At 67.9% G+C, this 20755-nt stretch carries 22 protein-coding genes; 17 read left to right on the plus strand and 5 right to left on the minus strand.

Translation table 11 applies throughout. The annotated features are described in order from the left end of the window. Positions 1–116: 116 nt before the first annotated feature. A complete protein-coding gene (locus OK349_RS06800; protein ID WP_265117059.1) occupies positions 117–314 on the plus strand; it encodes a DUF1192 domain-containing protein in 198 nt (65 codons plus the stop codon). Positions 315–455: 141 nt separating this feature from the next. Then, the gene (gene clpA / locus OK349_RS06805) at positions 456–2780 is read left to right on the plus strand and encodes an ATP-dependent Clp protease ATP-binding subunit ClpA (RefSeq protein ID WP_265117060.1); all 2325 of its coding nucleotides are present in this window, start codon (positions 456–458) and stop codon (positions 2778–2780) included. 44 nt (positions 2781–2824) lie between these two features. On the opposite strand, the gene OK349_RS06810 is transcribed toward clpA, so the two are convergent. Next, the gene (locus OK349_RS06810) at positions 2825–3400 is read right to left on the minus strand and encodes an FMN-dependent NADH-azoreductase (protein ID WP_265117061.1); all 576 of its coding nucleotides are present in this window, start codon (positions 3398–3400) and stop codon (positions 2825–2827) included. A 94-nt stretch (positions 3401–3494) separates the two neighbouring features. Between OK349_RS06810 and OK349_RS06815 the strand changes: the two genes are divergently transcribed. From OK349_RS06815 to OK349_RS06830, 4 genes are all read left to right on the plus strand, one after another. Further along, positions 3495–3863: a winged helix-turn-helix transcriptional regulator gene (locus OK349_RS06815; RefSeq protein ID WP_265117062.1), complete on the plus strand. Its 369-nt coding sequence runs from the start codon at positions 3495–3497 to the stop codon at positions 3861–3863. A 79-nt stretch (positions 3864–3942) separates the two neighbouring features. After that, the gene (locus OK349_RS06820) at positions 3943–5622 is read left to right on the plus strand and encodes a sensor domain-containing diguanylate cyclase (protein ID WP_265117063.1); all 1680 of its coding nucleotides are present in this window, start codon (positions 3943–3945) and stop codon (positions 5620–5622) included. Between the two features lie 64 nt (positions 5623–5686). After that, the gene (locus tag OK349_RS06825; RefSeq protein WP_265117064.1) at positions 5687–5899 is read left to right on the plus strand and encodes a hypothetical protein; all 213 of its coding nucleotides are present in this window, start codon (positions 5687–5689) and stop codon (positions 5897–5899) included. Between the two features lie 47 nt (positions 5900–5946). Then, the gene (locus OK349_RS06830) at positions 5947–7647 is read left to right on the plus strand and encodes a long-chain-fatty-acid--CoA ligase (RefSeq protein ID WP_265117065.1); all 1701 of its coding nucleotides are present in this window, start codon (positions 5947–5949) and stop codon (positions 7645–7647) included. Positions 7648–7764: 117 nt separating this feature from the next. Here the strand turns inward: OK349_RS06830 and OK349_RS06835 are convergent, their stop codons facing one another. Continuing rightward, positions 7765–9126 carry an NAD-dependent succinate-semialdehyde dehydrogenase gene (locus OK349_RS06835; RefSeq protein ID WP_265117066.1) on the minus strand — a complete coding sequence of 454 codons (1362 nt, stop codon included), beginning with the start codon at positions 9124–9126 and terminating at the stop codon, positions 7765–7767. Between the two features lie 86 nt (positions 9127–9212). On the opposite strand from OK349_RS06835, the gene OK349_RS06840 reads away from it, so the two are divergent. The 6 genes from OK349_RS06840 to OK349_RS06865 all read left to right on the plus strand — a co-directional run bounded on the left by OK349_RS06840 (position 9213) and on the right by OK349_RS06865 (position 13232). Then, positions 9213–9473: an exodeoxyribonuclease VII small subunit gene (locus tag OK349_RS06840; RefSeq protein WP_265118552.1), complete on the plus strand. Its 261-nt coding sequence runs from the start codon at positions 9213–9215 to the stop codon at positions 9471–9473. Further along, positions 9470–10381, plus strand: a complete 912-nt coding sequence (locus tag OK349_RS06845) for a polyprenyl synthetase family protein (protein WP_265117067.1) — start codon at positions 9470–9472, stop codon at positions 10379–10381. The genes OK349_RS06840 and OK349_RS06845 overlap by 4 nt, the downstream gene beginning before the upstream one ends. A gap of 19 nt (positions 10382–10400) precedes the next feature. After that, positions 10401–10907, plus strand: a complete 507-nt coding sequence (gene coaD, locus OK349_RS06850) for a pantetheine-phosphate adenylyltransferase (RefSeq protein WP_265117068.1) — start codon at positions 10401–10403, stop codon at positions 10905–10907. Between the two features lie 100 nt (positions 10908–11007). Beyond that, positions 11008–11658, plus strand: a complete 651-nt coding sequence (locus OK349_RS06855; protein WP_265117069.1) for a peptidylprolyl isomerase — start codon at positions 11008–11010, stop codon at positions 11656–11658. 39 nt (positions 11659–11697) lie between these two features. Then, positions 11698–12735 (plus strand): tRNA preQ1(34) S-adenosylmethionine ribosyltransferase-isomerase QueA, encoded by a 1038-nt coding sequence (gene queA, locus OK349_RS06860; RefSeq protein WP_265117070.1) that lies wholly within the window; start codon positions 11698–11700, stop codon positions 12733–12735. Continuing rightward, positions 12732–13232, plus strand: a complete 501-nt coding sequence (locus OK349_RS06865; protein ID WP_265117071.1) for an EF-hand domain-containing protein — start codon at positions 12732–12734, stop codon at positions 13230–13232. Before queA ends, OK349_RS06865 begins: the two co-directional genes overlap by 4 nt. On the opposite strand, the gene OK349_RS06870 is transcribed toward OK349_RS06865, so the two are convergent. Together OK349_RS06870 and OK349_RS06875 are read right to left on the minus strand one after the other, a co-directional pair. Further along, positions 13229–13555 (minus strand): TipAS antibiotic-recognition domain-containing protein, encoded by a 327-nt coding sequence (locus tag OK349_RS06870; protein WP_265117072.1) that lies wholly within the window; start codon positions 13553–13555, stop codon positions 13229–13231. The genes OK349_RS06865 and OK349_RS06870 overlap by 4 nt on opposite strands. A 12-nt stretch (positions 13556–13567) precedes the next feature. Then, positions 13568–13993 carry a MerR family transcriptional regulator gene (locus tag OK349_RS06875; protein ID WP_265118553.1) on the minus strand — a complete coding sequence of 142 codons (426 nt, stop codon included), beginning with the start codon at positions 13991–13993 and terminating at the stop codon, positions 13568–13570. 109 nt (positions 13994–14102) lie between these two features. On the opposite strand from OK349_RS06875, the gene OK349_RS06880 reads away from it, so the two are divergent. Together OK349_RS06880 and OK349_RS06885 are read left to right on the plus strand one after the other, a co-directional pair. Beyond that, on the plus strand, positions 14103–15062 hold the full coding sequence (locus tag OK349_RS06880; protein WP_265117073.1) for a cation diffusion facilitator family transporter: 960 nt from the start codon (positions 14103–14105) through the stop codon (positions 15060–15062). After that, positions 15055–15714: an HAD hydrolase-like protein gene (locus OK349_RS06885; protein WP_265117074.1), complete on the plus strand. Its 660-nt coding sequence runs from the start codon at positions 15055–15057 to the stop codon at positions 15712–15714. The genes OK349_RS06880 and OK349_RS06885 overlap by 8 nt, the downstream gene beginning before the upstream one ends. On the opposite strand, the gene OK349_RS06890 is transcribed toward OK349_RS06885, so the two are convergent. Continuing rightward, positions 15694–16305 carry a cupin domain-containing protein gene (locus OK349_RS06890; RefSeq protein ID WP_265117075.1) on the minus strand — a complete coding sequence of 204 codons (612 nt, stop codon included), beginning with the start codon at positions 16303–16305 and terminating at the stop codon, positions 15694–15696. The two genes, OK349_RS06885 and OK349_RS06890, sit on opposite strands and share 21 nt — an antisense overlap. A gap of 176 nt (positions 16306–16481) precedes the next feature. On the opposite strand from OK349_RS06890, the gene tgt reads away from it, so the two are divergent. From tgt to OK349_RS06905, 3 genes are read left to right on the plus strand one after another with little or no spacing between them, the layout of a single operon-like run. Then, positions 16482–17612: a tRNA guanosine(34) transglycosylase Tgt gene (gene tgt, locus OK349_RS06895; protein ID WP_265117076.1), complete on the plus strand. Its 1131-nt coding sequence runs from the start codon at positions 16482–16484 to the stop codon at positions 17610–17612. A gap of 50 nt (positions 17613–17662) precedes the next feature. Then, entirely contained in the window at positions 17663–17872 is a 210-nt protein-coding gene (locus OK349_RS06900) for a hypothetical protein (RefSeq protein ID WP_265117077.1), read from the plus strand. A gap of 26 nt (positions 17873–17898) precedes the next feature. Next, positions 17899–20733 (plus strand): M16 family metallopeptidase, encoded by a 2835-nt coding sequence (locus OK349_RS06905; protein WP_265117078.1) that lies wholly within the window; start codon positions 17899–17901, stop codon positions 20731–20733. Positions 20734–20755: the final 22 nt, after the last annotated feature.

Consider the following 20755-nt stretch of genomic DNA (forward strand, 5'->3'; position numbering starts at 1 on the left):
CGCCTGAATCGGGATCGGGAGGCACGACGTCAAGGCTTCAACCGCCCAATCTATCACCAGTTTATCCCGCCGGGGCCGCTTGACTTTGCCCGCCCCGCATCCGACGCTGGTCTGCGATGGACGCCGCCGACGATCTTCCGCGTCGCACCGACGACCCCGCCGCGCAGCTCGCGCGACAGGACCTCGATCCCTTCTCGGTCGAGGAACTGGCCGAGCGCATCCAGCTCCTCGAGGCCGAGATCGCGCGCTGCCGGGGAAAAATGGAGCGCGCGGTTAATCATCGCGCAAGCGCCGACGCCCTATTCAAGCGATGAGCGTTGCACCGGAATCGGGCGTCACGCCACTCCGGTGCGAAAGCGCAGCGCTTGATGCAGAGGTCCACACTTCCAACATTGGTGGAAACGGGCCCTTGCCTTCACGGCTAGTCCTGATGGCCCGACTGGAGTTGTTCCCGAATGCCTAGTTTCGCCTCCGCCCTCGAATCCACTCTCCACCGTGCGCTCGAAGCGGCGAGCTCGCGCCGCCACGAATATGCGACGCTCGAGCACCTGCTGCTCGCACTGGTGGACGATGAGCATGCCTCGAAGGTGATGGGCGCGTGCGGGGTCGATCTCGACGAGATCAGGACCACCGTCGCCCACTATCTCGACACCGAGCTGCAGGCGCTGCGCGTCGACCAGACCACCGATCCCTCGCCCACCAGCGGCTTCCAGCGCGTCGTCCAGCGCGCGATCCTTCACGTCCAGTCCTCGGGCCGCGACGAGGTGACCGGCGCCAACGTGCTCGTCGCCCTGTTCAGCGAGCGCGAGAGCTACGCCGTCTATTTCCTGCAGCAGCAGGACATGAGCCGGCTCGATGCGGTGAGCTTCATCAGCCATGGCGTCGGCAAGGGCGCGACCCCGGCCGAATCCTCGCCCCCCAAGGGCGCGGCCGAGGAGGAGAAGCCGCAGAAGAGCGAGGGCGGCAAGAAGGGCGAGAGCGCGCTCAAGCAGTTCACTGTCGACCTCAACGAGAAGGCAAAGGCCGGCAAGGTCGATCCACTGATCGGCCGCGGGCCGGAGGTCGACCGCACCGTCCAGATCCTGTGCCGCCGCTCCAAGAACAACCCGCTCTATGTGGGTGATCCTGGCGTGGGGAAGACGGCCATTGCCGAGGGCCTCGCGCGGAAAATCGTCGAGGGCGACGTGCCCGACGTGCTCAAGGAAGCGGTGATCTATTCGCTCGACATGGGCGCGCTGCTCGCCGGCACGCGCTATCGCGGCGATTTCGAGGAGCGGCTGAAGCAGGTCGTGAGCGAGCTCGAGAAGCTGCCCCACGCGGTGCTGTTCATCGACGAGATCCACACCGTGATCGGCGCAGGCGCGACCAGCGGCGGCGCGATGGACGCGTCGAACCTGCTCAAGCCGGCGCTGTCGGGCGGCACGATCCGCTGCATCGGCTCGACGACGTACAAGGAATTCCGCAACCATTTCGAGAAGGATCGCGCGCTGCTGCGCCGGTTCCAGAAGATCGACGTCAACGAGCCGACGATCGAGGACACGATCAAGATCCTCGCCGGCCTGCGCACCGCGTTCGAGCAGCACCACTCGGTGAAGTACACGCCCGACGCGATCAAGTCGGCGGTCGAGCTGTCGAGCCGCTACATCAATGACCGCAAGCTGCCCGACAAGGCGATCGACGTGATCGACGAGGTCGGCGCAATGCAGATGCTGGTGCCGCCGTCCAAGCGCAAGAAGACGATTACGCCGAAGGAGATCGAGGCGGTGATCGCGACGATGGCGCGCATCCCGCCCAAGAGCGTCTCGACCGACGACACCCGCGTGCTCGCCAATCTCGAGACCGACTTGAAGCGCGTCGTGTTCGGCCAGGACAAGGCGATCGGCGTGTTGTCCTCGGCGATCAAGCTCAGCCGCGCGGGTCTCCGCGATCCCGAAAAGCCGATCGGCAACTATCTATTCTCGGGCCCGACCGGCGTCGGCAAGACCGAGGTGACCAAGCAGCTCGCCGAGCTGCTCGGCATCCCGCTCCAGCGCTTCGACATGTCCGAGTACATGGAGCGCCATAGCGTCTCCCGCCTGATCGGCGCGCCTCCGGGCTATGTCGGCTATGACCAGGGCGGGCTGCTCACCGATGCGGTCGATCAGAACCCGCATTGCGTGCTGCTGCTCGACGAGGTCGAGAAGGCGCATCCCGACCTGTTCAACATCCTGTTGCAGGTGATGGACAACGGCAAGCTGACCGACCACCACGGCAAGACGGTCGATTTCCGCAACGTCATCCTGGTGATGACGACCAATGCCGGCGCGTCCGACATGGCGCGCGAGAGCATCGGTTTCGGCGAGATGAGCCGCGAGGACGTTCAGGAAGACGCGGTGCGGAAGCTCTTCACCCCCGAATTCCGCAACCGCCTCGATGCGATCGTGCCGTTCGACTATCTCCCGCCCAAGGTGGTCGAGCGGGTGGTGGAGAAGTTCATTCTCCAGCTCGAGCTGCAGCTCGCCGATCGCGGCGTGCACATTGCGCTCGACGATGCGGCGAAGGCGTGGCTCACCGAGCGCGGCTACGACAAGCTCTATGGCGCGCGCCCGATGGGCCGCCTCATTCAGGAGAAGGTCAAGCAGCCGCTCGCCGAAGAGCTGCTGTTCGGCAAGCTCGTCCATGGCGGCGAGGTCGAGGTGAAGCTGAAGGACGGCGCGCTCACCTTCGCCATCACCCCCGCGGCGCCCAAGCGGCCCAAGAAGGGCGGCGGCAAGAAGCCCGTCGCGGCCAAGGCCAAGTAAAAAGGGGCGGGATCACTCCCGCCCCTTCTTCTTTCCCGTCCAGCTCAGGCCGCGAGCGATGATGCGGCGAGGTTCGAAGCCTGGACTCGTGCCGCATCCACCGCGGCGGTGCGGGCCTCGTCGCCCAGCGCCACGCCCTCGGCGATGATGAATTCGGGTTTGATCCCGATGAACCCGAACGCAGCGCCGAGATAGGTCTCGCCATGCTCGAGCGGCGCGGCGGGTGCCCCGGCGCCATAGAGTCCGCCTCGCGCCAGCGCGACGATCACGCGCTTGCCCCCGACAAGCCCGACGGGCCCTTCGGGACCATAGCTGAAGGTCTGGCCCGCGATCATGACGCGGTCGAGCCATGCCTTGAGCTGGCTCGGGATGCTGAAATTGTAGAGACCCGCGCCGATCACCACGACATCCGCCGCGAGGAACGCCTGCAGCTCGGCATTGGCCGCGGGGTCGGCCAGCACGTCGAGCGTCAGGTGCGGCAGCGGCTGCGCGGCAAGGTCGCGATAGGCGATCTCGATCGCCGGATTTTCCGCGCGAAGCCGCTCGGTCACGGCCGCGCTGACGGCGCGGCTCGCCGAACCCGCGCCCTGGATGCTCGAATCGATGTGAAGCAGTTTCATAGGTCAGTTTCCCGGTCTGGATTTGTGACCAGGGTTAGCTATGTAACCACCTTGAGGACGCCAAGAACGCATATTTTTGAGGCCAGGTCATATCATGCTGACTACCCCGCCCCTCGCGCATCGCGACTGCCAGTCGGTCACGGGCATCCTTGCCCGCGTCGGCGACAAATGGAGCATGCAGGTCGTGATGAGCCTGCGCGCGCAGCCGCACCGCTTCAACGAACTCAAGCGCGCGGTCGACGGCATCTCGCAACAGATGCTCACGCGCACGCTCAAGGGGCTTGAGCGCGACGGCCTGGTCGCGCGCACCGTTCACCCGACCGTGCCGCCGCAGGTCGAATACCGGCTGACCGATCTCGGCCATTCGCTGGCCGAGCCAGTGCGCCATCTCGGCGAATGGGCGCTCGGCCACCTGCCGGTGATCTACGCCAATCGCGAGCGTTACGACCACGCCGCCGGCTGACACGAACCCTGCCGCTGCAGCGATCTTAACCGCTTCTTCGCCATCCCGGCCTTAGGGTCGCCGCATGGGTCGGGGGATCATGGCAGCTCTGCTGGCGGCGTTCGCCGCGATGCTCGCGTGCGTCGCGGCGCCCGCGCATGCCCAATTGTCCAATCTCGGCGCCGGTCAGACCGGCCGGCCGCTATCGGTCTGCGTCCTGCGCGCGCATCCCGGCGACGATCCGGCGCGGCTGATCCGCGCGCCGCAGCGTTTCGACTGCACCGCGAAACAGACCAGCTTCGGCCCCGGCGACTATTGGGTGATCTCGAACGATATCGGCCAGCGCTCCCGCTCGCGCCGGCCCCTGGTCGCGCGGATCGGCAGCGTGTGGCAGCAGAGCCTGACGCTCCACGTGCTCTATTCCGACGGGCGCCTCGCCACGATGCACGACGACAATCGCGGCATCACCAGGCGCATCCAGCTCGGCGCGATCGTCGAGCATCCGCTGCCCCGCTACAGCGCCAAGGTTCAACGGCTGATGTGGAAGGCCGAGGGATCGGCCAACCTGCGCGGCATCGTCGTGGGCCCGCGGCTCGCGACGCAGGCGGAGAGCCAGCGTTCCAACCTGGCGATGGCCGCGATCTATGCCGGCTTCGGTGGCCTCGCGCTGGCGCTGCTCGTCTACAATCTCGCGCTCTGGGCCTCGCTTCGCTACCGCTTCCAGCTCGCTTATTGCCTGATGGTGGCGGCGCTGCTCGCCTATGCCTTCACCTCGTCCGGCGCACTCGCCTGGGTCTGGCCGGATATCGCCAACAACGACCGGCTCCGGCTCAACTATCTGCTGCTCACCCTCGCCTGCGCCTCGGCGCTGCTGTTCGCGCGCGCCTTTTTCGAGGAGCATGTGTTCGGACCCCGGCTGCGGCTGCTGATCCGCGCCACAGTGACCCTCCTGGTGGCCACCGGGCTGTTCTTCGTCCTCTTCGCCCCGGTCGGGGTGAACCTCGTCGACCGCGTCTATTCCTGGGTGTTCGCGAGCGTGATCGTCTCGGTCGTCGCGACCTTGTGGAGCGCCTGGCGCAGCCGCTCCAACTATCTCTGGGTGTTCGCGATCGCCTGGGCGCTGCCGATCCTCGCGGCGTGCATGCGCATCTTCGCCAATCTCGGCCTGATCCGCTGGAACTTCTGGCTCGACAATTCGACGATCCTGTCGATGTCGGCCGAGGCGCTGATCTCCTCGGTCGCGATTGCCTATCGCATCCGGCTGCTCAGCCGCGAGCGGGATTCGGCGATTGCGGCGGAGGCGGTCGCGCGCCGTCTCGCCGACACCGATCCGCTCACCGGCCTGCTCAACCGCCGCGCCTTCCTCGCCAGCGCGATCGGCCGTGAGGGCCCGCAGACGCTGCTGATCCTCGACCTCGACCATTTCAAGCAGGTCAACGACACGCTCGGCCATGACGGCGGCGACGAGGTGCTCCGCGTCGTCGCGCGCACGCTCCGTGCCCTCGCGCCGCCCGGCACGCTCGTCGCCCGGATCGGCGGCGAGGAGTTCGCGGTGGTCACGGGCATGAACCAGCCGGTCGATCCCAACACCGTGCTCACCCGGGTCCGCGCGACGCGCATGCCGTTCGACCTGCGCGTCACCGCCAGCATCGGCACCGCCACCGGCACGCTCGCCACCGAAGCCGACTGGAAGGCGCTCTACCGCGCCGCGGACACAGCTTTGTTCGCGGCCAAGTCGGCCGGCCGCGATCGCGCCCGGGCCGCGACGCTCGCCGCCTGAGATCCCAATTCAGTTGCCGTTCAGGCGCCGCGCGCGTAATGATGCGCGCCATAGGGAGGCGGCAATGGATCGGTTGGACAAGCGCAGGATCGCACTCGTCGGCGGCGGCGCGGCCTTGCTCGCCATCACCGCCCTGCCTCACCCGACCGCGAACATCCAGATCCTCACGCACGAGGTGACGGACACCGCGCCGCGCAAGATCCAGGCGGCGGTCGACCTCGGCATTCTCGCCGTCTCGGTGCTCTACACCTGGACCGCGAAGCGCGCGATCGGCTGAGGCGCCCTCGAATTGACTCGCCCCCCGAGTTGCTTACACCTGTGTAAATGAGCGATCCCGAGCATGCTTGGCGCACCGCCTATCGTCACCCCGGCCCTTGGGACCAGCACCTTCCGCCGCTCTCGATGGCCGACGCCTTCGACGAATCCGCGCGGCGTATGGGCAACACTCCGCTGCTCGACTTCCTGGGCCGGCACTACAGCTATGCCGAGACGCTCGACGGCGCCAATCGTGTCGCCTGCGGCCTTAAGGCGCTGGGCTACGGCCCCGGCGACCGCATCGGCCTGTTCCTGCCCAATGTGCCGCATTACGTCGCGGCCTATTACGGCATCCTCAAATTGGGTGCGACCGTCGTCAACTTCTCGCCGCTCTATTCGGTCGAGGAGCTGGAGGCGCAGGTCGAGGATTCAGGCACGCGGCTGCTCTTCACGATCAGCGCCACCGCTCTCCTCCCCACCGCGCTCAAGGTGCTCGACGCGAGCAGCCTCGAACGCCTCGTGGTCGGCTCGGTCGCCGGCGCCCTGCCCGCCGCCAAGTCGCTCCTCTACCGATGGCTGCGCGCCAAGGAAGTCGCCGAAAAGCCCGACGATCCGCGCATCCTCGCCTTCTCGCAGCTCATCGCCAATGACGGCGCGTGCGCGACCGCGGCGATCGATCCCGAAACCCATCTCGCGCTGATCCAGTATACCGGCGGTACCACTGGTCTGCCCAAGGGCGCGATGCTCACCCACGCCAACCTCTCCGCCAATGCCCGCCAGGTCGCCAAGCTCGATCCCGATCTCGGCACGACCAAGGACAAGGTGCTGGGCGTGCTGCCCTTCTTCCACGTCTTCGCCAACACCTGCGTGCTCAACCGCACCGTGCTGACTGGCGGCGAGATCGTGATGCTCCCGCGCTTCGATGCGGCGCAGGCGCTCGCCGCGATCGGCCGCACCCGCCCGATCGCGCTGCCCGGCGTGCCGACCATGTTCCAGGCGCTGCTCGATCATCCCAAGGCCGCGTCGACCGACTGGTCGAGCCTCAAATACTGCATCTCCGGCGGCGCCCCCCTCCCCGCCGAGCTCAAGACGCGGTTCGAGGCCGCGACCGGCGCCAAGCTGCTCGAGGGCTATGGCCTGTCCGAAAGCTCGGGCGTGGTCTCCGCCAACCCGTACAAGGCCGAGGGCAAGTCGGGCACGATCGGCCAGCCGATCATCGGCACCCGCGTGCAGCTGGTCGACAAGGAGGACGCCACCCGCCCCGCGCCCGAGGGCGAGCCGGGCGAGATCGTCGTCGCCGGCCCGCAGATCATGGCCGGCTACTGGAACCGCCCCGACACCGACGGCACCACCTTCTGCTATGACGACGCCGGCCAGAAATGGCTGCGCACCGGCGATGTCGGGCAGATCGACGAAGACGGCTTCATCCGCATCGTCGACCGCATCAAGGACATGATCGCGGTCGGCGGCTTCAAGGTCTTTCCCAAGCATATCGAGGACGTGCTCTACCGCCACCCCGCGGTGAAGGAGGCGCTGGTGGTCGGCATGCCCGACGCCTATCGTGGCGAGACCCCGCGTGCCTATGTCTCGCTCAACGACGATGCCGGGCTGGTCACCGGCGAGGCTTTACGCGACTGGCTCAATCCCCAGGTCGGCAAGCACGAGCGCGTCGACGCGGTGGTGATCCGCGCGAAGCTTCCCAAGACGATGATCGGCAAGTTGAGCCGCAAGGACCTGCTGATCGAGATCGCTTTGGAAGGCAGCGCCTAACCCAAGCCCGTCACCCCGGCTTCGCGCCGGGGTCCACCGGGCGGCAGGCGTTGCGCTACGATCTTTGCCGCCATCGCTCGCGGATGAGTAGGCCCCGGCACAAGGCCGGGGTGACGGCTAGTTCGGCAACATCACCGCCTTCAAATTCATGAACTCGTGCAACCCCCACGGCCCCAGCTCGCGGCCATGGCCCGATCGCTTCACGCCGCCGAACGGCGCCTCGGGCGTCGAGGCGAGCATCTGGTTCACCGCGGTCATCCCGCTCTCGATATCGCGCACGAAGCGGTCGATCTCTTGGCTGTCCTTGGTCCACACGCTCGATCCGAGCCCGAACGGCACATCGTTCGCCAGCGCGATCGCCGCATCGATGTCCTCGGCCCGGAACACCATCGCGACCGGTCCAAAAATCTCTTCCTGCGCGAAATCCGCCTCGGGATGGACGTCGGTGAGCACACCCGCGCGCATCCAGGCCCCGTCGCGCTCGAGCTTCTCGCCGCCGACCAGCTTCGCCCCGTCCGCGGTCGCGCGCTCGATCTGCTCCAGCACGGTATCGCGCTGCTCGACGCTCGACAGCGGCCCCATCTCGATCCCGGCCGCCATCGGATCACCGATCTTCACCGCCAGCATCGCCGCGGTGAACTTCTCCAGGAACGCGTCATACACGTCGGCATGCACGATCATCCGCTTGGCGCAGATGCAGCTCTGCCCGGCATTCTGCACCCGCGCCCTGACCGCCGCCTTCACCGCCGCGTCGAGATCGGCGGAGGGCATCACGACGAACGGGTCCGATCCGCCGAGCTCAAGCACAACCTTCTTGAGCGCCTTGCCCGCTGCTTCGGCCACCTTCGCGCCCGCGCCCTCGCTCCCGGTCAGCGTCACCGCCGCGACGCGCTTGTCGGCGATGATCCGCGAGACCTTGTCCGACTTGATCGCGAGATTCTGGAACACCCCGTCCGGCGCGCCGGCCGCGCTCACCATCTGCTGGATCAGCGCCGCGCAGCCCTGAGTCAGCGAGGCGTGCTTGAGCAGCCCGACATTGCCCGCGAGGATCGTCGGCGCGAGCCAGCGCACCGCCTGCCAATAGGGGAAGTTCCACGGCATCACCGCCAGCACCGGCCCGAGCGGCAGCCAGTGCGCCACCGCGCGCCCGCTCGCGGTCCTGGTCTCGACCGGCGCCAGATGGGCCGCCCCCTGCTCCGCATAGTAGCGGAAGCCCGCGATGCACTTCTCCACCTCGGCCACTGCTGAGACGAGCGTCTTGCCCATCTCCTTCGTCGCGGTCTCGGCGAGATGTTGCTTGTTCGCCTCGAACTGGTCGGCGATCGCGCTCAGCAGCGCGGTGCGCTGTTCCAGTTCGCTCACCCGCCACGACCGGAACGCCGCATCGGCCCGCGCCAGCGCCGCCTCGATCCCGTCATCGTCCAGCGCCGCGATCGTCGCGCCCTCTTCGCCGGTCGCCGGATTGATACTGGTGAACATGGCTGATCTCCTTCGCGGGCAATGTAGGAACCCCGCTCGAATTGCGGGAGGTTGAATTGGTTCCGCCCACGGAGCATAGCGGCGGCATGACCGAGGGGACCGACATCGCCGCGCTTTCGTTCGAGGATGCGCTCAAGGAGCTGGAGCGGATCGTCACGCGTCTCGAAAGCGGCGACGCGCTGCTCGACGAGGCAATCGCGCTCTACGAACGCGGCGATGCGCTGCGCCGCCAATGCGCCGCGCGGCTCGATGCGGCGCAAGCAAGGATAGAGGCGATCCGCGCCGATGCCGACGGCCGCGTCACCGGCACCACGCCCTTCGCCGCAGCCCCCCCTTCGAACGGATGAGCGAGGCGGTGGCGCACGCCAGCCTCGCGCTCGAATCGGCGATGCGCGACGTGGCGGAGGAGATCGACCGCCAGTTCGAGCTGCTGCTCCCCATCCCCGCCGATCCGCGCGCGCGGCTCTATGCCGCGATGCGCCATGCCGCGATCGGCGGCGGCAAGCGGCTACGCCCGCTGCTTACCTTCGCCACCGCGCGGCTGTTCGCGGTCGCCCCCGCCTGCACCGTGCGCGCCGCCACCGCGGTCGAGTGCATCCATGTCTATTCGCTGATCCACGACGATCTGCCCGCGATGGACGATGACGACATGCGCCGCGGCAAGCCCACCGTCCACCGCGCCTATGACGAGGCCACCGCGATCCTCGCCGGCGATTGCCTCCACGCGCTCGCGTTCGAGATCCTCGCCGATCCCGCGACCCATGCCGACCCCTTCGTGCGTGCCGAGCTGGTCGCCGATCTCGCGCGCGCCGCAGGCCCCGCGGGCATGGCCGGCGGGCAGATGATGGACCTGATGGCGGAGCAGAGCGGCTTCGACCTCGCCACCGTCACCCGCTGCCAGGCGCTCAAGACCGGCGCGCTGATCTCCTGCGCGGTCGAGGCCGGGGCGATCCTCGGCCGCATCCCGCCCGACGCGCGCACCGGCCTGCGCGGCTATGCCCGCGACATCGGCCTCGCCTTCCAGATCGCCGACGACATCCTCGACGTCGAGGGCGACGAGGACGCCGCCGGCAAGAGGCTACGAAAGGATGCGGCGGCGGGCAAGGAGACCTTCCTCACCCTGCTCGGCCTCGACCGCGCGCGCGAGCAGGCGCGCCTGCTCGTCGAGCAGGCGATCGCCCATCTCCACGCCTATGGCGAGGAAGCCGACCTGCTGCGCGACATCGCCCGCTACACGCTCGAGCGCGACCGCTGACCTCTAACGGAGCCCGCCCATGACCCTTCGCACCGGCGTCTATCCCGGCACCTTCGATCCGATCACGCTCGGCCATATGGACATCATCCGCCGTGGGGCGAAGCTGGTCGACCGGCTCGTCATCGGGGTCACCACCAACCCCTCCAAGGACCCGATGTTCAGCGTCGAGGAGCGGATGGCGATGGTCCGCCGCGAGGTCGAGGGGATCGAGGGCGAGATCCATGTCGTCAGCTTCGATTCGCTGCTGATGGACTTCGCCGAGCGCGAGGGCGCCAGCGTCATCATCCGCGGCCTGCGCGCGGTCGCCGACTTCGAATACGAATATCAGATGGCTGGCATGAACCAGCAATTGAACAGCCGGATCGAGACGGTCTTCCTGATGGCCGACGTCTCGCTCCAGCCGATCGCCTCGCGCCTGGTCAAGGAGATCGCGTTGTTCGGCGGCGAGATCCGCAAGTTCGTCACCCCCGCGGTGCGCGAGGAGGTCATGGCGCGGGTGGACCAGATCGGCCGGAAAGGCTCATAGGCGCCGGCGCCGCCGCAATTCTGCCGCCCGCCGCATTCACTTTGCCGCAAGCGGCGAATTGTTCTAAGTCGCTGCCATTCCAGATCCGGTGGGGATATCGATGCGTTTTGTAGCCCTGATTCTTGCCTTCGCGGCCTCGCTTTTCGCCATGCCGGCGAGCGCGCAATATGTGCCTGGTCCCGCGGGGCGCGCCGCCCCGCCCGCCACGACCGACAAGGAAAATCTCTGGCTGCTCGACCTGTCGACCGGCGGCCGCGTCACCATCTGGCTGCGCCCCGACGTTGCGCCCAAGATGGTCGAGCGGGTCAAGGACCTCACGCGCAAGAAATTCTACGACGGCCTCGTTTTCCATCGCGTGATCGAGGGCTTCATGGCGCAGGGCGGCGACCCCAAGGGCGACGGCAGCGGCGGTTCGGAGCAGCCCGACCTGCCCAAGGAGTTCAACTATCTCCCGCACGTCCGCGGTGCGGTCTCCGCCGCCCGCGCGCAGAGCGAGGACAGCGCCAACAGCCAGTTCTTCATCATGTTCGTGCCGCGGCTCGGCCTCGACCAGAAATATACGGTGTTCGGCCGCGTGCTCGACGGCATGCAATATGTCGACTCGATCCCGCGCGGCGAGCCGCCCGCGAATCCCGCCAAGATCGTCCACGCCTATATCGCCGCGGACAACCCGCCGGCCTACACCCCGCCGCCCCCGCCCGCGCCGGTCGAGGTGCCTGCAGCACTGCCGCCGGGGCCAGGCAAGAAGTGATCTTAATCCTCCCCGGAACGGGGAGGATTTGAGTTCCGGATGAACGTCGACCTGTTCGATTTCGAGCTGCCGCCCGAGCGCATCGCGCTGCGCCCGGCTTCCCCGCGCGATTCGGCGCGGCTGCTGCTGCTCGACGGAGAGCGCACCGAGGACCGGCTCGTCCGCGACCTCCCCACGCTGCTGCGTCCCGGCGACCTGCTCGTCTTCAACGATACCCGCGTCATCCCCGCCCAGCTCGAAGGCCGGCGGGGCGAGGCGAAGATCGGCGCCACGCTCCACAAGCGCGAAGGTCCGCGCCACTGGATCGCCTTCATCCGCAACGCCAAAAGGCTGCACTCCGGCGACACGATCGATTTCGGCGAGGGCGTCACCGCGATCGCCGAGGCGCGCCATGACGACGGCAGCTTCACGCTGTTCTTCCCCGGCGACGAACCGGTCGAGCTGCTGCTCGAGCGCGCCGGACGCATGCCGCTTCCGCCCTATATCGCCGCCAAGCGCCCGACCGACGCCCGCGACGCCGACGACTATCAGACGATGTTCGCGAACGAACCCGGCGCCGTCGCCGCCCCCACCGCCGCGCTGCACTTCACACCCGATCTCATATCCGCGCTCGAAGCCGCGGGAATCGAGCACACCACGCTCACCCTTCATGTCGGCGCGGGCACCTTCCTGCCGGTCAAGGCCGGCGACACCGACGATCACCGCATGCATGCCGAATGGGGACGCATCGACCAGGCGACGGCGGACAAGCTCAACGCCGTCCGCGCCAAGAGCGGCCGCGTCATCGCCGTCGGCACCACCAGCCTGCGCCTGATCGAGAGCGCGACTGGCGAGGACGGCATCGTCCGCCCGTTCGAGGGCGATACCGCGATCTTCATCACCCCCGGCTATCGCTTCCGCGGCGTGGACGGCCTCGTCACCAATTTCCACCTGCCGCGCTCGACCTTGTTCATGCTGGTTTCGGCGCTGATGGGCCTCGACCGCATGCAGGCCGCCTACGCCCACGCCATCGCTGCCAATTACAGTTTCTACAGCTATGGTGACGCCAGCCTGCTCCTGCCCGGAAAGCCCGTATGATCCTTTTCGCCCTCGCCGCCCTCGCCGCCCAGCAGCAGCCGGCGACCCCGCCGCCCGTGCTGGTGCGTCCGCTTCCCGGCGCCGAGCCGATCCCGCTGATGATCGCCGAGCCGGTGGCGATGGCGATCGCGGCGTTCGATGCGGACGGCGACGGCACCGTCACCCGTGCCGAGTTCGATGCCGGGGTGCGCAAGAGCTTCGAGGCGGTGGCGAAGGGCCAGCCATCGATGGGCTATATCCAGTTCGGCGACTGGTCCGAACGCTGGCTCGGCAACCGCAACGCGCTGCCCAGCCCGTTCGAGGTCGACCAGGACGGCGACAACCGCATCAGCCTCGCCGAGCTGCAGGACCGCTTCGAGCTGTTCTTCACCCGCTTCGACCGCGACAAGAACGGCGCGATCCTGCGCAGCGAGCTGCTCACTACGCGCCCGCAGCCCCAGCCCGGCGCACGCCCGGGCGACGGCGAGAACCGCCGCCCGCAGCGCCGCCGCGGCTAGAGCGATCGCTCGGCATAGATCGTCATCGCCTCGGCGATGAACGCTGCCGTCCCCGGCAGCGCGCCGTCCTCATAGGTGCCGCGAAACTCGGGATTCTCGACATAGATGCGCCCCAGCCCGGCGAACGCCGCCGCATCGGGGGTCCAGCTGTGGCATACCCAGGCATAGTGGCGCGCGGTCACTGCCTGCACCGCTTCGGACCCCGGCGCCGCGCCCTCGCGGAACAGCCGCTGGAAGTCGCCGCGAATCGCCTCCATCTCGGCCTGGATCTGCGCGACCTTCTCCTTCGAGAAGCCCCGCGCCTTTTCCTGCGCGGCGCGCACCGCCTCCTCGCCTCAGAAGCTCGCCGCCTCGCGCTCCCAGCGCTCGCGCGTCTCGGGCGCGATCCCGGCGTAATATTCATTGTCTTCCATCGTCTCATCCTTTTCGAGCGACGCGATCGTGCGGTCGATCGTGCGGATGAGGTCGCGATACTGGCCGATCCGCGCCGCCAGCGCTTCCCGATGCCCCTTCAGCGCCGTCAGCGGATCGAACCCCGGATCGTCGAGGATCGCGCTGATCTCGCCAAGCGGCAGTCCCAGCTCGCGATAGAACAGGATCTGCTGCAACCGCAGCAGCTCCGGGCGGCCATAATAGCGATAGCCATTGCCGCCGACATGCCCCGGCTTGAGCAAGCCAATCGCGTCATAATGATGCAGCGTGCGCACGCTGATTCGCGCCGCCTTCGCCACCTGCCGCACCGTTCGCATGTCGTTCCTCATCTTCACGCGAATCGCCCTTTCGGGGATGACGCAGCGTCAGGGTCAAGCCCGATCCAAAATCGCACTGTGTCCTAGCATCACATGCTGCGCTGCGGCTAAGGTCGCCGCGATGCACGGGTCGCACAACCATAGCCATGCCGGACACGCCCACAGCCATGGGGGCCACAGCCATGCCCCGGCCGATTTCGGCCGCGCCTTTGCGGTCGGCACCGCGCTCAACCTCGCCTTCGTCGCGGTCGAGGGCGCGGCGGGCCTCCTCACCGGCTCCATGGCACTGCTGGCGGACGCCGGGCACAATCTCTCCGACGTTCTCGGCCTGCTGATCGCCTGGGGCGGTGCGTCGCTCGCCAAGCTCCCGGCCTCGCGCCGCTTCACCTATGGCCTGTCGAGCTCGACCATCCTCGCCGCACTCGCCAACGCCGTGCTGCTGCTGGTCGCGGTCGGCGCGATCGCGCTCGAGGCGGTGCAGCGCTTCCGCGATCCGCCGCCGGTCGAGGGCGTAACGGTGATGATCGTCGCCGGCGTCGGCATCCTCATCAACGGCGCCACCGCGCTCATGTTCATGCGCGGCCGTGCGAGCGACATCAACGTCCGCGGCGCCTATCTCCACATGGCCGCCGACGCGGGCGTCTCGGCCGGCGTGGTGGTCGGCGGCGGGCTGATCCTGCTCACCAACGCACTATGGATCGATCCCGCGATCAGCCTCGTCATCGTCGCGGCGATCCTGTGGAGCACCTGGGGCCTGCTGCGCGATTCGGTGACGATGGCGCTCCACGCCGTCCCGCCCGGCATCGATCCGGAGAAGGTCGAGGCGATGCTCGCTTCGCTCCCCGGCGTCACCCGCGTCCACGATCTCCACATCTGGCCGATGAGCACCACCGAGGTCGCGCTGACCGCGCATCTGCTGATCCCGGAAGGCCATCCCGGCGACGCTTTCCTCGAAGACGCGCAGCACCGCCTCCAGCATGACTTCCGCATCGGCCACGCGACGCTGCAGATCGAGGTCGGCGACGGCGATCCCTGCCGCCTGCACAACGGCCATGGCAATCATGGCCACGCGCATGACTGAGCCGGGCGCGCCGCTCCGGCTGGTGATCTTCGATTTCGACGGCACGCTCTCAGACAGCGGCAACTGGTTCCTGTCGATCGTCGATCATCTGTCCGACCGCTACGGCTTCCGCCGCGTCCACCCCGACGAGATCGAGCCGCTGCGGCGCAAGAGCACGCGCGACGTGATCAGCCATCTCGCGATCCCGCGCTGGAAGCTGCCCTTCATCTCGCGCTACGTGCGTCGCCTGTTCGGCCGCAACACGCATCAGGTGAGCCTGTTCGACGGCGTGCCGGACATGCTCGCCGCGATCGAGGCGGCCGGCATCCCCATCGCGGTGGTCACCTCGAACAGCGAGGCGAACGCCCGCGCCGTTCTCGGCCCCGAAAACGCCGCACGCATCCGCTGGTGGGCGTGTGGCGCGTCGCTGTTCGGCAAGGCGCCCAAGTTCCGCAAGGTGCTCAAGGTCAGCGGCATCCCGCCGCACGCGGCGCTGTCGATCGGCGACGAGACCCGCGACATCGACGCCGCGCGCGCGACCGGGGTGCGCGCGGGTGCGGTGCTGTGGGGCTATGCCAATCCCGAGGCGTTCGCGCATCTCGACCCCGACATCGCCTTCGCCACGCCGCAGGCGGTGATCGACCATGTCACCTCAGCCCAGGTGCACCGCTAGCCACACCGTCGGCCCGTCCGGATCGGTGCGCGTCACCCAATGCTTCACCCCGCCCGGGATCAGCAGATGATCGCCGGGCTTCAGCGCCGTCTCTTCATGCCCCTCCAGCCGGATCGCCGCGCTGCCCTGGAGCACCACCACCCATTCGTCGGCCTCCTGCACGAACGGCTTGTCCTCGGGCGTCGCCTGCCCGTCCGACACGATCCGCTCGATCCGCATCCCGCCTTGCGCGATCAATTCGGTGAACACCTCCTTGCGCTTCGCAGCGGGCAGCTTCGCGAAGAGATTGGCAATCTTCAGCCTCTTGAGCTTCGGTTTCGGCGCCGGCTTGGGTTTGGGCGCAGGCCTGCGCTTGGGCAACCCCTTCGCCGCTTCCTTCCAGTCGCTGCGCATCGCCCCGCGCAGATAGTCTTCGATCTCCGTAGCACGCGCGGTCAGCCCGGTCTTGCCGAAGCCGAACAACTCCTTCCCGTTGGCGTCGGTCAGCCCGTATTTCCCGAAGTCGCCGCCCTTCTTGCGCCGTCGCGACTTGACCAGCTTCAGCCCCCGGTTGCGCGCGCTTTCGCGCAGCTCGTCATCCTGTGCGGCCATTCGGCTCCTCCAATCCTCCCCCGCCAGGGGGAGGTGGCGCGCGAAGCGTGACGGAGGGGGAGGACACGAAACACCCGTCACCGTGCCCTCCCCCTCCACCAGCTTCGCTGGTTCCCCTCCCCCTGGCGGGGGAGGATTGTATTGGCTTCCTCCACATAACGCGCCATTGGCGCGAAATGCTTCCGCGTTTCGACTTCCACATCCACGCCACCGACGGCAAGGCCCGCGCAGGCACGATTGCGATGCAGCGCGGCGAGATCCGCACCCCCGCCTTCATGCCGGTCGGCACCGCCGCCACGGTCAAGGCGATGAAGCCACAGGACGTGCGCGCGTCAGGCGCCGACATCCTCCTCGGCAACACCTACCACCTCATGCTGCGCCCCAGCGCCGAGCGAGTCCACCGCCTCGGCGGGCTGCACGGCTTCATGGGCTGGGACCGCCCGATCCTCACCGATTCGGGCGGCTATCAGGTGATGAGCCTGTCCGAACTGACCAAGCGCAGCGAGGAAGGCATCGTCTTCAAGTCGCATCTCGACGGCACCCGCCACATGCTCAGCCCCGAGCGCTCGATGGAGATCCAACGCCTGCTCGGCTCGAACATCGTCATGGCGTTCGACGAGCTCGTCCCCACCACCTCGACCCGCGAAGTCCAGGCCGCCGCGATGGAGCGCTCGATGCGCTGGGCGAAACGCAGCCGCGACGGCTTCGACGCTGGAGGCGAACATGCCGAAAGCAATGCGCTGTTCGGCATTCAGCAGGGCGCGCTCGACGAGGGGCTGCGCAAGGCCAGCGCGGACGCGCTGCTCGACATCGGCTTCGACGGCTATGCCGTGGGCGGCCTCGCGGTCGGCGAGGGGCAAGAGGCGATGTTCGGCGTGCTCGACTATGCCCCCGGCCAGCTCGACGCCGCCAAGCCCCGCTATCTGATGGGCGTCGGCAAGCCCGACGATATCGTCGGCGCGGTCGAGCGCGGCATCGACATGTTCGACTGCGTCCTTCCCACCCGCAGCGGCCGCACCGGCCAGGCCTTCACGCGCCAAGGCCCGATCAACATCCGCAATGCGAAATTCGCAGAAGACCAGGGCCCGCTCGATCCCGCCTGCGCCTGCCCGACCTGCGCCACCTTCACTCGCGCCTATGTCCATCACCTGGTCCGCGCGGGCGAGATCCTCGGCGCGATGCTGATGACCGAGCACAATCTCTGGTTCTACCAGGCGCTGATGGCGGACCTGCGCGCCGCGATCGCGGAGGGTCGCCTCGCCGCCTTCGCGAATGATTTCCGCGCTACCTATTATGGCAAAGCCTGATTGCGCCGCTGGCCTGGGAGTCTTACTCCTGTGGCACAGAGGAGTATCCAGTGACCGACAAGCCTGAAGACACCGACCAGATCGCCAACGAGATTACCGAGGCCGCCCGCGTTGCACGCGAGACCGCCGAGCGCGCGGAAGGCACGCCCCAGCCCGGCGAAGGCAAGAAGTGGCCGCTGACCAAGATCGGCATCGGAATCGGTTCCGCCGCGCTCGCCGCCGCGGTCATCTACGCCGCCCGTTCGCGCAACAAGCGCTGACCCCTCCCTCCCGACCGGAGACCTCAATGCGTCTGACCCGCACCGCGCTCTATCTCGGCGCCGCCCTGCTTCCCTTCACGGCTCAGGCGCAGGACGCCGCCCCAGCGCCGGCAAAGGAGATCGCCGTCGCACCGCTCGCCTATACCGAGCGCACCTTGCCCAACGGGCTCAAGGTCTACGCGATCCGCGACACCTCGACCGCCACGGTCTCGGTGCAGGTCTGGTACGATGTCGGCAGCAAGGACGATCCCGCGGGCAAGTCGGGCTTCGCGCACATGTTCGAGCATCTGATGTTCAAGGGCACGCGCAACCTGGTCGACGAGCAGATGGACCGGCTGACCGAGGATGTCGGCGGCTACAACAACGCCTCCACCAACTCCGACTACACCAATTACTATGAGGTGGTCCCGGCCAACCATCTCGAGCGCCTGCTGTTCGCCGAGGCGGACCGCATGGCCAGCCTCGTGGTCGACGCCAAGGTCTTCGCCTCCGAGCGCGACGTGGTGAAGGAGGAATTGCGCAGCCGCGTGCTCGCCCAGCCCTATGGCAAGCTGTTCTACGTCTATTTCCCCAACATCTCCTACGGCGTGCACCCCTATGCCCGCCCGGGCATCGGCAGCATCGAGGATCTCGACGCCGCGACGATCGACGACATCCGCGCCTTCCACGCGACCTATTACCGCCCCGACAATGCGGTGCTGGTGGTCGCCGGCAATTTCAACCCAGCCCAGTTGGACAAATGGGTAGACAAATATTTCGCCGGGATCGCCAGGCCCAACCGCCCGATCCCGCGCGTCACCACCGCCGAGCCGCCGCGCACCACCGCGACCCGCCAGACGGTCTATGAGGCCAACACCCCGCTCCCCGCGGTGCTACTGAGCTACCAGCTTCCGCCCGACAATGATCCCGACACACCCGCGCTCGCGGTGCTCGACGGCATCCTCTCGGGCGGCGAGAATTCGCGGCTCTACCGCAACCTCGTCTATCGCGACCAGCTCGCCGCGCAGGCCGATACCTTCCTCGACACGCGCCAGCAGACCGGTTCCTATGCGATGTACGCGATCCTCGCCGGCGGCAAGTCGGCCGAGGAAGGCGAGAAGGCGATGCGCCGCGAGATCGCCGACCTGCGCGACAAGCCCGTCAGCGAGGCCGAGCTGGCCGAAGCCAAGAACGAGATCCTCACCGCCTCGCTCAAGAGCCGCGAGACCGCCGAGGGCAAGGCCTCGACCCTAGCCGCCTCGATCATCGTCAGCCGCGATCCCAAGGCGGCCGACGAGCAGCTCGCCGCGATCGGCCGCGTCACCGCCGCCGACGTCCAGCGCGTCGCGCGCAAATATCTCGGCGACAACCAGTCCGCCGCGTTGATCTACCTCCCCGACGCCATGGCCAAGGGCGCGAAAGGCGACACGATCGCCGTCGCCTCGACGGTCAAGGTCGCCCCGCTCGTCGCACCCAGCGACATCGTGATCCACACCCAGGCGGCCGAAGGCAAGCGCGTCGCCGTCCCCGCCCCGGGCCCGGCGGTCTCACCGGTCATACCCCGGGCGACCGAAGCTAAGCTCGCCAATGGCCTGCGCGTGATCGTGGTCGAGAAGCGCGACCTGCCGATCGTCACCGCCACGCTCGTCGCGCCCGCGGGCGGCACACGCGACCCCGTCGGCAAGGCCGGCACCGCCGCGCTCGCCGCCGATCTTCTGACCAAGGGCACGGCCACCCGCTCGGCCGAGCAGATCGCACAGCAGGTGGAGTCGCTCGGCGGCTCGATCGGCGCGGGCGCCGACTGGGACGCGGCCTTCGCCACCGTCACGGTCAAGGCGGACGAGATCGATCCCGCGCTCACGATCCTCGCCGATGTCGCCCGCAACCCCGCCTTCGCGCAGGCCGAGATCGACCGCGCGCGCAAACAGTCGATCGACGGCGTCACGGTACAGCTCAAGGATCCCGGTGCGCTGTCAGGCATCGTCGCCAACCGCGCGGTGTTCGGCGACCGCGCTTACGGCAACCTGCTCACCGGCACGCCCTCCTCGCTGCCGCGCATCACGCGCGATGACATTTCGTCCGCCTATCGCAGAGCGTGGAATCCGTCCCAGTCGGCGCTCGTCGTCGTCGGCGACATCACGAGCAAGGACGCCGCCGCGCTCGCGCAGAAACTGTTCGGCGACTGGAAGACCGACGGTCTCACCGTCTCCAGCAGCGAGCGCATTATCCCGACCAAACCCCGCGTGGTCGTCGTCGACATGCCGGGCGCGGGCCAGGCCGGCGTAGTCATCGCCCGCCCCGGCATCGCCCGCGCCGACAAGGATTTCTACGCGGCGCAGGTCGCCAACGCCACGCTCGGCGTCGGCTTCACCTCGCGCCTCAATCGTGAGATCCGCATCAAACGCGGCCTTGCCTATGGCGCGGGCAGCAGCGTCGATACCCGCAAGCTCACGGGCATCGTCAGCGCCTCGACCCAGACCAAGAACCCCTCGGCGCCCGAGGTGGTCTCGCTGATCGCCGCAGAGATGAAGAAGCTCGGCGAGGCCCCTGTCCCCGCCGCCGAGCTCGATTCGCGCAAGGCGGTGCTGGTCGGCAGCTTCGGCCGCCGCATCGAGCGCACCGACGGCATCGCCGGCGCGCTCGTCGACTATGTCGCCGACGGCGTCCCGCTCGACACGCTCTCGACCTACATCCCCTCGATCCAGGGCGTCGATCCCGCCGAGGTTCAGGCCGCGGCGAAGAAGCTGCTCGACCCGTCGAACGCCAGCATCGTCGTGGTCGGCGACGCCAAGCTGTTCGCCGACGAACTGCGCAAGACGCATCCGAACCTCGAGGTGATCCCGGCCGCCTCGCTCAACCTCGACAGCGCGGCGCTCAAATAGCGCCCGCGATCCCGGGCTGCCG

Source organism: Sphingomonas sp. BT-65, from assembly GCF_026107375.2.
Taxonomy (GTDB): domain Bacteria; phylum Pseudomonadota; class Alphaproteobacteria; order Sphingomonadales; family Sphingomonadaceae; genus Sphingomonas.

What these genes read in the sequence shown, in the direction of transcription:
- OK349_RS06800 (WP_265117059.1), top strand. Translation starts at nt 117, where the DNA reads ATGGACGCCGCCGACGATCTTCCGCGTCGCACCGACGACCCCGCCGCG.
- clpA (WP_265117060.1), top strand. Translation starts at nt 456, where the DNA reads ATGCCTAGTTTCGCCTCCGCCCTCGAATCCACTCTCCACCGTGCGCTC.
- OK349_RS06810 (WP_265117061.1), bottom strand. Translation starts at nt 3,400, where the DNA reads ATGAAACTGCTTCACATCGATTCGAGCATCCAGGGCGCGGGTTCGGCG.
- OK349_RS06815 (WP_265117062.1), top strand. Translation starts at nt 3,495, where the DNA reads ATGCTGACTACCCCGCCCCTCGCGCATCGCGACTGCCAGTCGGTCACG.
- OK349_RS06820 (WP_265117063.1), top strand. Translation starts at nt 3,943, where the DNA reads ATGGCAGCTCTGCTGGCGGCGTTCGCCGCGATGCTCGCGTGCGTCGCG.
- OK349_RS06825 (WP_265117064.1), top strand. Translation starts at nt 5,687, where the DNA reads ATGGATCGGTTGGACAAGCGCAGGATCGCACTCGTCGGCGGCGGCGCG.
- OK349_RS06830 (WP_265117065.1), top strand. Translation starts at nt 5,947, where the DNA reads ATGAGCGATCCCGAGCATGCTTGGCGCACCGCCTATCGTCACCCCGGC.
- OK349_RS06835 (WP_265117066.1), bottom strand. Translation starts at nt 9,126, where the DNA reads ATGTTCACCAGTATCAATCCGGCGACCGGCGAAGAGGGCGCGACGATC.
- OK349_RS06840 (WP_265118552.1), top strand. Translation starts at nt 9,213, where the DNA reads ATGACCGAGGGGACCGACATCGCCGCGCTTTCGTTCGAGGATGCGCTC.
- OK349_RS06845 (WP_265117067.1), top strand. Translation starts at nt 9,470, where the DNA reads ATGAGCGAGGCGGTGGCGCACGCCAGCCTCGCGCTCGAATCGGCGATG.
- coaD (WP_265117068.1), top strand. Translation starts at nt 10,401, where the DNA reads ATGACCCTTCGCACCGGCGTCTATCCCGGCACCTTCGATCCGATCACG.
- OK349_RS06855 (WP_265117069.1), top strand. Translation starts at nt 11,008, where the DNA reads ATGCGTTTTGTAGCCCTGATTCTTGCCTTCGCGGCCTCGCTTTTCGCC.
- queA (WP_265117070.1), top strand. Translation starts at nt 11,698, where the DNA reads ATGAACGTCGACCTGTTCGATTTCGAGCTGCCGCCCGAGCGCATCGCG.
- OK349_RS06865 (WP_265117071.1), top strand. Translation starts at nt 12,732, where the DNA reads ATGATCCTTTTCGCCCTCGCCGCCCTCGCCGCCCAGCAGCAGCCGGCG.
- OK349_RS06875 (WP_265118553.1), bottom strand. Translation starts at nt 13,993, where the DNA reads ATGAGGAACGACATGCGAACGGTGCGGCAGGTGGCGAAGGCGGCGCGA.
- OK349_RS06880 (WP_265117073.1), top strand. Translation starts at nt 14,103, where the DNA reads ATGCACGGGTCGCACAACCATAGCCATGCCGGACACGCCCACAGCCAT.
- OK349_RS06885 (WP_265117074.1), top strand. Translation starts at nt 15,055, where the DNA reads ATGACTGAGCCGGGCGCGCCGCTCCGGCTGGTGATCTTCGATTTCGAC.
- OK349_RS06890 (WP_265117075.1), bottom strand. Translation starts at nt 16,305, where the DNA reads ATGGCCGCACAGGATGACGAGCTGCGCGAAAGCGCGCGCAACCGGGGG.
- tgt (WP_265117076.1), top strand. Translation starts at nt 16,482, where the DNA reads ATGCTTCCGCGTTTCGACTTCCACATCCACGCCACCGACGGCAAGGCC.
- OK349_RS06905 (WP_265117078.1), top strand. Translation starts at nt 17,899, where the DNA reads ATGCGTCTGACCCGCACCGCGCTCTATCTCGGCGCCGCCCTGCTTCCC.